The following is a 13,735-nucleotide window of genomic DNA, read 5'->3' on the forward strand; positions in this document are numbered from 1 at the left end:
ACCGCTCGATCGCATCATCGGAAATGGAGACATACTTAAGGGCCCGTTCTAGGCGACTGCTGGCATCGGTAAAGAGTGATTTCGACATGATTTTTTTCCCCCTATCTATCCCCATTAGAACACGGGAAAAACAGTATATTTGGCTACAGTTTATTTTTCTTAATTAACCATGCACGGGAATTGCCGAGTATTGGAAATTTTAGTACAAATGCTCGAACTGCCTCTCCCTGCTCCGCAGCTCCGGCACTCCCCTGCAATCTTAACGAGTGATTTAGATAATGAGATACAGGAATCAGGCATCAGCGAAAAGCTGATGCCTGAAGATAAGAAATCTGAGGCCGAAAAACAGCCAAGTTTTAGGCGACATTACCTGCTGTGGTCGTAATAATTTGACGTACCTGAGCATCGGTCAGATTAGGATTGGCATTCAACATTAGGGCTACCACTCCAGCTACATGAGGTGCTGCCATGGAGGTTCCACTCAAGAAACCATAGGCACCATTAGGGAGAGTAGAATACACTTGCACGCCTGGAGCGGTGACATACCTCATCGAAGAATTGGAGCCGGCACGATTGGAGAAGGAAGCCATCTGGTTAGAACTATTAACGGCACCTACGGCAAGACCCCAAGAGGTGGCACTGGAAGCGGGATAACTGGGTTGAGCTGCCCCCTCATTACCGGCGGCCATAACCACGATAACACCACGACTGCTGGCATACTGGAGGGCTGATTGAACCGCGCTGTCAGTGCTACCACCGCCCAAACTCATATTAATCACATCAGCACCGTTGTCTACAGCATAGCGAATGCCTTGGGCAACGCCACTATAGCTGCCACTACCAGAATCGCTCAAAACTTTCACCGGCATAATTCTGGAATTGTAGGCCACACCAGTGGCTCCGAAACCATTATTACGGGCAGCAATGGTTCCCGCCACATGGGTGCCATGGCGGTTGCCATCTAAAGTGTTATTATTGCCATTGGCAAAGTTCCAGCCATAAACGTCATCAACGTAACCGTTGCCATCGTTATCAAGACTATCATTGGCAATTTCGCCCGCATTCGTCCAAATATTGCCCGCTAAGTCGGCATGATTGCGGTCAACTCCTGTATCTAGTACAGCAACGACTACTCCTTGTCCTGTATAACCTCTTGCCCAAGCTTCGGGAGCATTAACTAAGTTAACCCCCCAGTCATTAGCACCACCAAAAGTGGGAACGTTGGCAAAAGGACTTTGATTCAAGGCTCCAGCGACGGCTTTCGCGGCATTAACTAAACCGTATCCTGAAATGGCACTATATCCGGGTACAACTGGGGCTGTGGTAGCCGAAACAGCGAGATTATAGTTGGTATTGCCACTATAGGGATAGACACGAATGTAGTAGGTGCCTGCACTCAACTGACGGGTAATGCTCTCAGAAGTCGTACCACCGTTAATAGAGGAGGCAATGAGAGAACCGCTACTATTTAACAGTTGCACGTCCGCGTCGGCGGTCATTCCAGTTAGACCGAGATTAAAGTTACTAGAATTAGCGAGGGTGAAACGATAGTAATCGTTGGTGTCGGTGCTTCCTACCCAATCGGTGTAACTGGTGGTGCTGGAACCGACGGTAATCACTCTGGCATTGGCGCGGGTATTGCCGGCTAGGTCAACGGAACTGGAAAGACCCACAAAACTACTTTGACCCGTTAAAAAATCATCGCCGTTAAGCCAAGAGGAAAGGGATTGGGATGATTGCCAGCGATTTTCTAGTCCTAGCTGGGATTCTTCCACAGAATTGCTTAAAAAGCCAGAATCCATGCCCTGGAGACTTTTGCGGAAAACAGGGGTAATCAAGTCGGAGCGTCCCAAACCTGATCCCACGCCAAGGGTTGGTAACTGGAAGATATCATCTAAAACATTGCTGTCTGATAGGTTGAAACTTTGGTCAAGCATATTTTTTCTCCTTGAGTGCTTCAGATGTGAGGTCAGGGGTTGGTTCCTAACTGTCGATACTTATTTCTGGGGAGTTGGGGGTTATTTCGATCTCCGCCCTCCCTTTACCGTCGTATAGTGTATAAGTCAGGTGAAAACTTTGACTGACATATACTGGGGGTGCGATCTAATGCTATGCAGTTAGTGGCTATGGTGGGAAAAATTGATGACTTATTCCCCGCCAAAAATTTCTCAAAACATGAGGAATCTAGACCATCTATATAGTTATAGATGTCGTTGGCGACAAAGTTATCTATCATGGTGTTCTAGTCGTTTTTTAGTGGTTAGATGGCTGAGATAACAATCAAGAAGATATGAGCAGACAGAGAATATTTGTGAGCTTTTGGGTAAGTCCCACAAAGAGTAGGCTAATTCAAATCTGAATTGCATTACTGTCCGAGTTTGTACGCCAATTCAAATCTGGATTCCACGGGAGCATCTCATTTATGCAAGTCAGTAATTATACTTATCCATAAAACTGGTTTCTAGCAAGGCTTTCAAAACAGCTTGACATAAAAACCTGATTTAGGGGTTACAAAGGTGAGATGCTCCCAGATTCCACCACCTCTGACATCATTCAATAGAATACCTTAAATGGGGTTTGATAGTCAAGACATTTTCGGGTAAGTATGAATTACAAACTACAAATTATGAATTATGAATTATGAAGTGGGGAGTGGGGTGATGAAATTATGAATCATAAATTGTAAACGACATTCCGCACATCTTCATATATTTTTATATATTTTTACATTCCCCAAGATGTTTTGAGGAAAAACCTTGATTGTAGAAACTACTATTGAGAACATTTTCAATAATTGATTTTTTATGAGAAAAAAAATTACAATTCTTCACCTTGATCAACATCCGTTATTGTAGCTATAGTCACTACTGGCAAGGGATTTTAAGCAATATATTGGTAAGAATTACCAATTGAATGTTAAGAAGTGCGGAAAGTGGGATAAATTATGAATTATGAAGTGGGCAGACCACTTCGTGCGCGACGTTCGGACGTTCGGCGAAGCTCAGTCGAGCCATTGCGGGGGGTGATGGGGTGATGGAAGCAGGGAGAAGGGAGAAAAAAGCGTTCGTGTTAGTGAGCTTGTCGAACTACTGAGCTTGTGCCGAAGTCTGACAGCTAACGAATGTTACGATTGTTACAACATCTTGACATTAATTCTGATACCCTGACAATGTGTCAATCTGTGCAGTAATGGGGCAGAAACTCAAGTGGTATCGATCCATATTTCTATTGTTGAGGGCAACCCGCACTTGCGATCGCTATTAGCTTGGCATCTGCAACAGGCCGGTTATTTGGTCAATCAATCGGCAACCCTGCAAAGTGCGCGTCAAGCTTTCCTTCATCGTCAACCAACCTTAGCAATTATCGATTCCGATTTGCCAGATGGGGATGGAATCGAACTCTGCCGTTGGCTTTATCAACAAAAACAGTCTTTAATACTGATTCTCTCGGCCCGTAATGGCGAAAAAGATGTGGTCAATGGTTTAAAAGCGGGGGCCGACGACTACCTGAGAAAGCCCTTTGGAATGCAAGAATTTATGGCTAGGGTAGAAGTGTTAACTCGTCGTTTAGGCAGTAGGGCTGCTCCCCTACACTTGGATTATGGCGAATTAAAAATAGATTTAGCCCAACGACGGGTACAATTTCGCGGGGAATATATCGAATTAACGCCCCAAGAATTTAGCCTACTCTACGTTTTGGCCCAAGCGGAGGGAACACCCCTATCAAGAGCCGATTTACTGCGTCGCGCTTGGCCCGAGGAAATTGATAATCCCCGGACAATCGATACTCATGTTCTCTCTCTGCGGAAAAAAATCGAAACCGATCCCAGACAACCTAATTTAATTCAAACCGTCCGCAACGTCGGCTATCGTTTCAATCTAGAAATGTTGGCCGAGATGACTTCAGCTTTAGAAGCTAATATTATTGCCCCCACCAAAGGCAATCATAACGGCCATTCCATTAGTAAAATTCCTGCTCACAATGTTAGTCGTTAATTCTGGCTTTGTCCGACTGATTAGCCGATTTTTTGCTGAAATCGTCTCCTAACCACTTAATCGAAGCGAGGAGACGAAGGGCAAATTAAACCGTAGTCACCATTGACCGATCCGCTTGTTGCTGAAATTCCGTCAATAAACGTCGGAATTCGTCGCCGTCAATGGTTTCCTGTTCAATCAGTATATCCACCAAGCGATCAATCGCCACACGATTGTCAAGGATAAGTTTTGTTGCTAAATCGTGGCATTGCTTGACAAGTTCCCGCACTTGTGCATCAATTTTCGCCATCATTGCGAAAGAATGGTCGGCATGATAACCAGCACCAGCACCACCGAGATAGGAATTGCCCTCCTCCTCTAGGGCAATCAATCCCAATTCCGACATTCCCAGACGCGTTACCATCTGTCGGGCCAGATAGGTAATTTTTTCAATATCATTACCGGCCCCGGTGGTCACTTCATCCTCACCGAAGACACATTCCTCCGCCACTCGTCCCCCTAACAATCCCGCAATTCGGGCTAATAACTGGGAACGACTGGTTAAACCCTGTTCCTCATCGGGAGTGAACCAAGTTAACCCCTGCGCTTGACCCCGGGGAATCAGGGTGACTTTTTCCACCTGATCGTGGCCGGGACAGAGACTAGCGACAATCGCATGGCCGACTTCATGATAGGCGATCAAACGCTTGGCTTTACTATCCACTAAAGCGCGCCCTTCCATACCGGCCACAATCCGATCGATCGCATCGTTGACTTCCGCCATGGTAATCGCCTCTTTCCGCCTTCTAGCGGTAAAAATCGCCGCTTCGTTGAGCATATTAGCCAAATCTGCCCCAGTAAAACCGGGGGTGCGCCGGGCGATCGCATCCAGAGCCACATCAGCAGCCACCTTTTTATCGCGAGAATGGACCTCTAAAATGCCCAAACGTCCCTTAAAATCTGGATAATCCACCACCACCTGTCGATCAAAACGACCCGGACGCAGCAGGGCCGAATCCAAAACATCGGGGCGGTTGGTGGCGGCAATGACGATAATGCCAGTATTTCCCTCAAAACCGTCCATTTCCGTCAATAATTGGTTCAGGGTTTGTTCCCGTTCATCATTACCTCCCCCATAACCGATCCCTCTTTGACGACCAACGGCATCAATTTCATCGATAAAAACCAAACAAGGGGCATTTTCCTGGGCTTTTCGGAACAGATCTCGCACTCGCGACGCACCAACCCCGACAAACATCTCCACAAATTCCGACCCGGAGATGCTGAAAAAAGGTACTCCCGCCTCTCCCGCGATCGCTTTAGCCAGTAAAGTTTTTCCCGTCCCCGGGGGCCCGATTAACAGGACTCCCTTGGGGATTTTCGCACCAATAGCCGTAAATTTTTCCGGTTGTTTGAGGAATGTTACCACTTCCTCTAGATCTTCCTTGGCCTCATCCACACCCGCCACATCATTAAATTCTATGCCAGTTTTCGCCTCCATCTGAAACCGCGCCCTTGATTTACCGAAGTTCATCGCTTGACCGGAAGCATTGGCAGAACGACGGATAATAAACACCAATAATCCCAAGACGAGAATAATCACTAACAGGTTAGTGAGAACATTGATCAGGGCCGAATTGTCAGTGCTGGGGAGAATGCCGTACTCAATTTTTTTAGCATCGAGTTTCTTGATTAATTCGGGATTTTGGTCAAATAAATTGACTTCTTTCGGGGGATCCTTGTCCGTTTGACCGACGAGGGTAACTGCTGCCTGCTGCAAAGAAGGATTGATTTCGACCTTTTTTACCTTTCCTTGCTCGATCTTCTCTAACAATTCACCGTAGGTGAGGGTATTTTGGTTTTTTTGACTCCAAGCAGGAGTGACATGGCCAAAGGTTTGCAGAATCATCCAAGTGGTGACAATCCCTTTCCATACTGGCCGACGACCACGATTCTTAGCTGGCTTGGCTCTAACTACGGTGAGTGGAGATTTTTGATCCATAATTGACTCTATATCTAGTTACCCTGTATTCATTGTGACAGATCGACTCGATCGTGACCACTGTTCTGTTTTTCCCCAGGCACGACCCTCAGGGCAAATAGTGATGACGGTTTTTTGCTATATTGTATTCAGCTAGGTAGTCTAACAACTGCCTATCCCAATCACTAACAGTTTAGGGAAGTGGGTTTCGCCCGCTTTTTTTATTGTCTAAATCATGACCCATCCGCTCATCCCCGACCTGCTGCACCTAGCCACCCCTATCGCTGAAAACTTGGGGCTAGAAGTGGTCGATATCGTTTTCCAAACCAATAAAAGGCCTCCCGTCCTGCGCGTCGATATTCGCAATCTTGCGGGAGATACCGGTTTAGAGGACTGTGAGCAGATGAGTCGGTCCCTAGAAACCGCCCTCGACAGTCAAGAAATCTTACCCGGGGCCTACGTTTTAGAAATATCTAGCCCCGGCATTTCTCGACAACTGAGCAGTGAGCGCGAATTTCAGTCTTTTAAAGGCTTTCCCGTCATCGTTACCGGCCAGGATAGCCAGGGAAAACCGCAAGAATGGCGCGGAAAACTGCAAGGTAGAGACCAGCAATCTATTTATCTTAACCAAAAAGGTCGCTCCCTGACCATCGATCGCACTACCGTCATCAGCGTCCGTTTAGATGAGCGGCGGGATCAAAAGTAAAAAAAAGGACAGGAGACGGTCGCCAGGAGACTGCTTTTATTTATTCTCTCTATTGCCCATTGCCTGTTCCTTATTGCCTATTCCAAGTTCTAACTAATAACTCAAAAGTAAGGAGAAAAAATAATTATGGCTACTGTTAATTTGCCCGGTTTAAAAATAATGCTCGAAGAAATTAGCCAACGACATAATCTGCCCAAAAATGCCGTACAGGAAGCCTTGCGTGAAGCCCTAATCAAGGGTTACGAACGTTATCGACGCGCCCAAAGTTTAGAAAAAGCTGCTCAATTTCATGAAGATTATTTCAATAACTTTGATGTGGAATTAGACGTAGAAGAAGAAGGCTTTCGCATCCTTTCGACTAAAACTATTGTGGAAGAAGTGACCAATCCCGACCATCACATCGGTCTCAAAGAAGTGCAAGAAGTAGCCGATGAGGCCCAGTTAGGGGATGAAGTAGTTCTTGATGTCACCCCCGACCAAAAAGAATTTGGTCGCATGGCGGCGATTCAAACTAAACAGGTTTTACTGCAAAAACTGCGGGATAACCAACGTAAATTGATTCAAGAGGAGTTCCAAGATCTGGAAGGAACGGTTTTACAGGCCCGGGTTGTCCGTTTTGAAAGACAGGCCGCTATTGTCATGGTACAAAGCACCTACGGTCAACCAGAAGTGGAAGCAGAACTACCCAAACGGGAACAGCTGCCCAACGATAATTATCGCGCTAACGCCACCTTTAAAGTGCTGCTCAAAAAAGTCCTGGAAGGTTCTCACCGCGGCCCGCAATTAATCGTTTCCAGAGCGGCGGCGGGTTTAGTAGTATATCTGTTCGCTAACGAAGTTCCCGAAATCGAGGAGGAAATCGTGCGTATTGTCGCCGTCGCTCGAGAAGCTAATCCCCCCTCCCGTCACGTTGGTTCGCGCACAAAAATCGCCGTCGATACCCTAGAAAGAGACGTGGATCCGGTTGGGGCCTGTATTGGGGCCAGAGGTTCGCGGATTCAAGCCGTGGTGAACGAATTGCGGGGAGAAAAAATCGACGTGATTCGCTGGTCTCCGGATCCAGCCACCTACATCGCCAATGCCCTTAGTCCCGCCCGTATCGACCAAGTTTTGTTCACTAATGCCGAAGAAAGACAAGCATTGGTACTGGTGGCACAGGATCAATTGAGTTTAGCGATTGGCAAAGAAGGACAGAACGTGCGTCTAGCCGCCCGTCTGACGGGCTGGAAAATCGATATTAAGGATATCGCCCTTTATAAAGGAGAACAAGAGGTAAAAACCGATGAAACCGACCCAGAAGCGCAGGATTTAGACCAAGAATGAACCCCTTCGTCAATTATCGACGCTGTATTAGCTGCCGTCTCTTCGCCCCGAAAGAATCTTTTTGGCGAATTGTCCGACTACACCCGTCCGGACAGATACAATTAGATCAAGGCATGGGAAGAGCTGCCTATATCTGTCCGCAACCTAACTGCCTGCAACTGGCCAGGCAAAAAAATCGTCTCGGACGGGCCCTAAAAGCCAATATTCCCGAAACGCTCTATGAATCCTTGCAAGAGCGCCTCGGGACTGCCAAGCAAGGTCGTCCAAATCAGGATTAAAATTGACGATCATAGCCACAAAATCGTTACCATGGAAAGGGGGCAGTCCTGACAGGATCAAAAAATCAGCCAACTTATAGGATCACTAACACTTTAGCCGGGGGATAATGGATGAGTAACGCGAAAGTCAGAATTTACGATTTATCAAAAGAATTGAATCTAGACAACAAAGACATTTTGGATATCTGTGACCAGTTGAACATCGAGTACAAGAGCCACAGTAGCACGATCAGCGAAGAGGATGCCCAACGCATCAAGGCAATTGCTGCGAAGGGAGTTGTTTCGAGTACCAGCAAAAATAGCACGGGTCAGCGAGAATCGGTTAGTCCTGCCGAAGAAAAAAAACAAAAGATTTTAGCCCTGCATAAACACAACCGCCCCGAAACTGGCGAAGAAGGGGAAATCTATCCCGGGCCTGCTGGTTCCTCAGCTAAACCGACTTTAATCAGTCCTCCCCGTCCCCCAGTTAAACCCCTCGTTGCTGCCCCAGGGCGCGACGGTGCGGCCGAAAAAACTCCCCCCACCGCTGCAGAGATGCCATCTCAGTCCGCCAGTTTTAAAGAAACCCCGACCGAAACCCCGCTAGTGCCAGAAGCATCCTCCACCTTAATCGCCCCACCTAATCGACCTTCCCTCACCCCGAAACCACGCCCTGAAAGCGCCTCGGGCCGGCCAGAACCCCGATCTAAAAATGCCCCCGGCAGTAACGACAGGCCCCCTTGCCCTGAGCCAAGTCGAAGGGGGGGGGAAAAACGCGAGCGCGGCGAGAGCGAAAACGCCCCTAATCCTGAGCGCAGGGCTGGCTTGGCTAAACCAGAAAAACCGACCCTCCACCGCAAACCTGACGGAAAAAGCCCGAAACTGGGGGAACCAGCTAGAGAAGTGCGGGAGACGGTGGAATTGAAGCGCCCAGTTCGCCCCGGTATGCCCGCTAAAATCTCGGCTACCGGCGAGGAAGAAACCGACACCACCAAGAAATCTGGTGTTGATGGCACAGAAATCGATACGGATACCGGATTGCTCGGAGCAGACGGGCCCAAAAAACTCAAACGACCGACCATGCCCCCTCGCATGGCCAAAAAATCTACCTGGGAAGAAGAAGAAGAAGAAGAGAAAAAAGCGGCTAAAACCGCCAAAACTGCTGGCAAAAACAAACGCCGCACCCAAGCCCTCTTTGAAGATGACGATGATCTAGAATCGGAACTATCCGGGTTAATTAATACCCCCAGTTTTACCCTTTCCACCGCTCGTCCCCCCAAACCGCCCAGTGCTAAAGCTGCCACCCCCGGCACCCCAACAGCAGTCAAAGTTAAGCGGCCTAGTAAACCAACCGCCCACACCGGCAGCCCGAAAAGCGAGCGCCAAGAACCCCAAGAGGAAAAACGCCCGGAAAGCATCGTCGTCACTGGCAGTCTCACCGTGCGCGACCTCTCGGAATTGATGAAAGTCCCCGAAACCGAGATCATCAGAACCCTATTTTTTAAAGGGATGGCGGTTAATATCACCCAAACTCTCGACGTGGACACGATCGAAATGATCGCCAGGGACTTCGAGATCGCCGTGGAAACCCCCAGCACCCAGTCGGCGGCGATCAAAACCACGGAAATGATCGATGTCTCCGACTGGGAAAGTCTCCAGCGTCGTCCCCCCGTCGTCACCATTATGGGTCACGTTGACCACGGTAAAACCACTCTCCTCGACTCGATCCGCAAAACCAAAGTCGCCCAGGGGGAAGCCGGCGGCATCACCCAGCACATCGGTGCTTACCACGTCGATGTGGAACATAACGGCAAACCGGAACAGATTGTCTTTTTGGATACCCCCGGCCACGAAGCTTTTACCGCTATGCGCGCCCGCGGGGCGAGAGTCACCGATATAGCGGTGCTGGTGGTAGCCGCCGATGATGGCGTACAACCCCAAACGAAAGAGGCAATCAGTCACGCCAGGGCCGCGGAAGTCCCCATCGTGGTGGCGATTAACAAAGTCGATAAACCCTCGGCTAACCCCGACCGGATTAAACAGGAATTGACCGAACAGGGACTGGTGGCCGAAGATTGGGGCGGTGAGACGATTATGGTTCCCGTTAGCGCCCTGCGGGGTGAAAATCTCGATAATCTGCTGGAAATGATCCTCTTGGTGGCAGAAGTGGAGGAATTGGTCGCTAACCCCGATCGCTTGGCTAAGGGAACCGTGATCGAAGCTAACCTCGATCGCACCAAAGGCCCCGTGGCTACCCTGCTCGTCCAGAATGGCACTCTCCGCGTCGGTGATAGCATCGTCGCTGGTTCCGTTTTCGGCAAAATTCGGGCGATGATCGATGATCGCGGTCAAAAAGTCGAAGCGGCCACCCCCTCCTTCGCCGTGGAAATCCTCGGTCTTAGTGATGTGCCAGCCGCCGGCGATGAATTCGATGTCTATGAAAGTGAAAAAGAGGCCCGATCAATTGCCGATCAACGGGCGATCGAACAACGCAACACCCGTTTACAACAGGCCCTCTCTTCTCGTCGAGTTAGCCTTAGCACCCTTTCTATCCAAGCTCAAGAAGGACAACTCAAGGAACTTAATCTCATCCTCAAGGCAGATGTGCAAGGTTCCGTTGAGGCTATCCTCGGTGCGCTTAAACAGTTACCCCAAAACGAAGTGCAGATTCGGGTTCTCCTCGCCTCTCCGGGGGAAATCACCGAAACCGATGTGGATCTGGCCGCCGCTAGTGGTGCGGTGGTGGTGGGCTTTAATACCACCCTTGCCAGTGGAGCCAGAGCATCCGCTGATCGGGAAGGAGTCGATATCCGCGATTACAATATCATCTACAAGCTTCTCGATGATATTCAAGGGGCGATGGAAGGTCTTCTCGACCCCGAAGAAGTGGAAGAACACCTCGGTTTCGCCGAAGTGCGTGCTGTCTTCACCGTCGGTCGTGGGGCCGTGGCGGGCTGTTATGTCCAATCTGGTAAACTGGTGCGGAATCGCTTCCTGCGCGTGCGTCGCGGCAAGGAAATTGTTTATCAGGGAGTTCTCGATTCCCTCAAACGGATGAAGGAAGATGCCCGGGAAGTGGCCACCGGTTTCGAGTGCGGTGTCGGTGTTTCTAAATTCAATGACTGGAAAGAAGGCGATATTATCGAAGCCTACGAAATGGTCATGAAACGTCGCACTTTATCCAGTTAATTACACTTGAACCGTCAGGAGTCGGGAGTCAGTTATCAGTTATCAGTCATAATTCCCCCACTCCCCCATCTCCCCACTTCATAATTCATAATTCATAATTTATAATTTATAATTCTCATTTCCCTCTATGAAATCAGAACCTTTTTTGTGGATTCATCTGGCAGGGTTAGCGGGTTTGCCAATCTTTTTACAAATCGCTTGGATTGGTTTAGCTGTGGGCGATCCCTTGCCTTTTCTTTGGCTAGAATGGCTATTTCTGGGAGCGATCGCTATCATTCCCGTCTTTTGGATGCAGTGGACAAAACCTTTTGATATCTTTAGTCTTTTGTTGGTTGCCCTGAAACCGAGTCAACTCACCCCCGAACAGTTAAAAATTCTCTCTCTTTTTAAACGTCCTCGCCATCGTCTTCTTACTCTTTTGGGAGTCGTCCTCCTAATTCTCATCGCTTGGCCCATCTATAATTTTGCCCCTCTAGCGGCTGCCGTGGCCGCCTATCTCCCCCAATGGCGGCTTTTAGGTTTAGTCATCGCTGGGATCGCTCTCCTCTTAAGTCACCTATTTCTACAGGTTCCTCTGAGTGTTCTGGGGGTTTTAGCCACGAAGGAAAGTGACTGGACAGCCACCGAAGCTTTAGTTATTGAGCGTATTCCTGAGTTATTTACGATTTTTGGTCTAAAAGTTAATAAAATTATCTAAATTAGCCAAAATGCCCACAATTTCTGCGGTTCGACAGGCTCACCGTCCACTAGGAATGCCAGATTGATCGCCCGTTTAAGGGTTGAATATTCCTCGCATTACGCGGAAAAATCGCGGCCAATTGTTGCAGTTGTTGGGGAGAAATTTCGATCGCATTTTGCCAGACTAACCAGAGAACATCCTCGCTACAGGGAGGAGTGGACAAAGACCCGCGATATTCATAAAAATCGCTATTTTCTGGCAGTAAAAGCCCAGCATTGACCCAAGTATCGGGGATAATCATTTCAGGAGAAGGTTCTCGGGGCAAATAATCCCAAATCGTTTGTAAATAGGGATTATTTGCGCCGATTTCGGCTAAGATACCCACAACTGCTAAATTTCCCCTATCATTCCCATGCACTAAATGAATTTCCAGAGGGAAAGACTGACCTTTAATCCGATGTTCGCTGGGGTGATGAAAATGGAACTGCAATAAATCCCAGTTTTCGCCGTGAAAACTCATATTTCCACCTTTTTCGGTCTGAACTAAGATTGTACGACCGTTATGGCGAATTTTTAGGGGTACAGGACGATAATTAAAGGTGGGGTGGTATAGTTCTTTTTCAGACACTATACTCAGATCGATCGGTGTTTGTTGCTTTCCCGTGCTGCAGAGGCGATAATTCCTTGATAATTCGCCCCAATGGTCAATATTTTGATAATTCCAAGCAAATTCTGGATTAATAGCTCCAAAAAGAGCATGAGAGCCTATAAATTGCAGTAATTCTCGTCTATACATGGGATTAAATTCAGCAATCATCAGATAATTAGCAATTTTCTTGGGGATTTATGCCCAATTCCCGCAGTTTAGCCGCTAATTTTGCGGCTTTCTTCCTATTGTGCCGCTTCTGGGTAGGGTTGATTCATTCTCCGAATCTAATTCTTTTTTTTTGCTACCCTTAATCGCTGATGAGGTAATACCAATTCTCCCAAGTCTGACTACAGAAGTTTAATACCCCTAAATCCCCCTTAAAAAGGGTGACTTAAATTCGATGTGTAGTTTTCATTTAGAGAAATGGTATAAGCTAGGGAGCAGGGAAGTACAGGTTTTTGCTCTCATAGTAGGTTGATTCATGAATCAACTCTCATAGTAGGTTGATTCATGAATCAACCTACAAAGCACGACGTTTGGAAAAATTTTCAGATATGTATTTCCTAAAAATCGACTAAAAACGTTGCCAGATAAGAATTTGAGAGAATGACATTTGAGAGAATGAAACGACCCTACTCTAGGCAATAACCTTCGCCTATTATGCCGATGATACAATTACGATAATCTCCCCATTAAATCCCTGTACGGGCGAAGCATTCGTGCATAATCTATCGCTGAAACCATAAATTTCTTATCCGAATGCTTCGCCCCTACCCATCAATTCCCCATCTGCCACGCTATGAATGAACAACGCACCCAATACCGTCTAAACTATGATTTTGGCTCTTCCGAACTTGTCATGTAAAATTAAATAAAAAACAGACAATTATTGCTGACCAATAAAACAATAATTTATCTTTAAAAGCTCACTATGCTTGCAATACAGCAATTTATTGGTTAAAATATAAACAGCCAAG

9 protein-coding genes are annotated in these 13,735 nt (G+C 47.6%); 6 read left to right on the forward strand and 3 right to left on the reverse strand.

Going from position 1 to position 13,735, the window contains the following annotated elements:
- Positions 1-356: 356 nt before the first annotated feature.
- Entirely contained in the window at positions 357-1,937 is a 1,581-nt protein-coding gene (locus IM462_RS15350; RefSeq protein ID WP_287704614.1) for a S8 family serine peptidase, read from the reverse strand.
- Positions 1,938-3,206: 1,269 nt separating this feature from the next.
- On the opposite strand from IM462_RS15350, the gene IM462_RS15355 reads away from it, so the two are divergent.
- On the forward strand, positions 3,207-3,995 hold the full coding sequence (locus IM462_RS15355) for a response regulator transcription factor (protein WP_287704616.1): 789 nt from the start codon (positions 3,207-3,209) through the stop codon (positions 3,993-3,995).
- Positions 3,996-4,080: 85 nt separating this feature from the next.
- On the opposite strand, the gene ftsH is transcribed toward IM462_RS15355, so the two are convergent.
- Positions 4,081-5,976 (reverse strand): ATP-dependent zinc metalloprotease FtsH, encoded by a 1,896-nt coding sequence (ftsH, locus tag IM462_RS15360; protein ID WP_287704618.1) that lies wholly within the window; start codon positions 5,974-5,976, stop codon positions 4,081-4,083.
- 214 nt (positions 5,977-6,190) lie between these two features.
- Here ftsH and rimP point away from each other — a divergent pair, with 214 nt between their 5' ends.
- The 5 genes from rimP to IM462_RS15385 all read left to right on the forward strand — a co-directional run bounded on the left by rimP (position 6,191) and on the right by IM462_RS15385 (position 12,127).
- Positions 6,191-6,661, forward strand: a complete 471-nt coding sequence (gene rimP, locus IM462_RS15365; protein ID WP_287704620.1) for a ribosome maturation factor RimP — start codon at positions 6,191-6,193, stop codon at positions 6,659-6,661.
- A gap of 126 nt (positions 6,662-6,787) precedes the next feature.
- Positions 6,788-7,984: a transcription termination factor NusA gene (nusA, locus tag IM462_RS15370; RefSeq protein ID WP_287704621.1), complete on the forward strand. Its 1,197-nt coding sequence runs from the start codon at positions 6,788-6,790 to the stop codon at positions 7,982-7,984.
- Complete coding sequence (locus IM462_RS15375; protein ID WP_002738851.1) at positions 7,981-8,262, forward strand: YlxR family protein; 282 nt, start codon at positions 7,981-7,983, stop codon at positions 8,260-8,262. The genes nusA and IM462_RS15375 overlap by 4 nt, the downstream gene beginning before the upstream one ends.
- 111 nt (positions 8,263-8,373) lie before the next feature.
- Positions 8,374-11,430 carry a translation initiation factor IF-2 gene (infB, locus tag IM462_RS15380; protein ID WP_287704623.1) on the forward strand — a complete coding sequence of 1,019 codons (3,057 nt, stop codon included), beginning with the start codon at positions 8,374-8,376 and terminating at the stop codon, positions 11,428-11,430.
- A gap of 127 nt (positions 11,431-11,557) precedes the next feature.
- The gene (locus IM462_RS15385; RefSeq protein WP_287704625.1) at positions 11,558-12,127 is read left to right on the forward strand and encodes a low-complexity tail membrane protein; all 570 of its coding nucleotides are present in this window, start codon (positions 11,558-11,560) and stop codon (positions 12,125-12,127) included.
- Positions 12,128-12,176: 49 nt separating this feature from the next.
- Here the strand turns inward: IM462_RS15385 and IM462_RS15390 are convergent, their stop codons facing one another.
- Positions 12,177-12,905: a carbonic anhydrase gene (locus IM462_RS15390; RefSeq protein ID WP_287704627.1), complete on the reverse strand. Its 729-nt coding sequence runs from the start codon at positions 12,903-12,905 to the stop codon at positions 12,177-12,179.
- Positions 12,906-13,735: the final 830 nt, after the last annotated feature.

This window comes from Microcystis sp. M144S2, from assembly GCF_020246065.1.
Classification (GTDB): domain Bacteria; phylum Cyanobacteriota; class Cyanobacteriia; order Cyanobacteriales; family Microcystaceae; genus Microcystis; species Microcystis ichthyoblabe_A.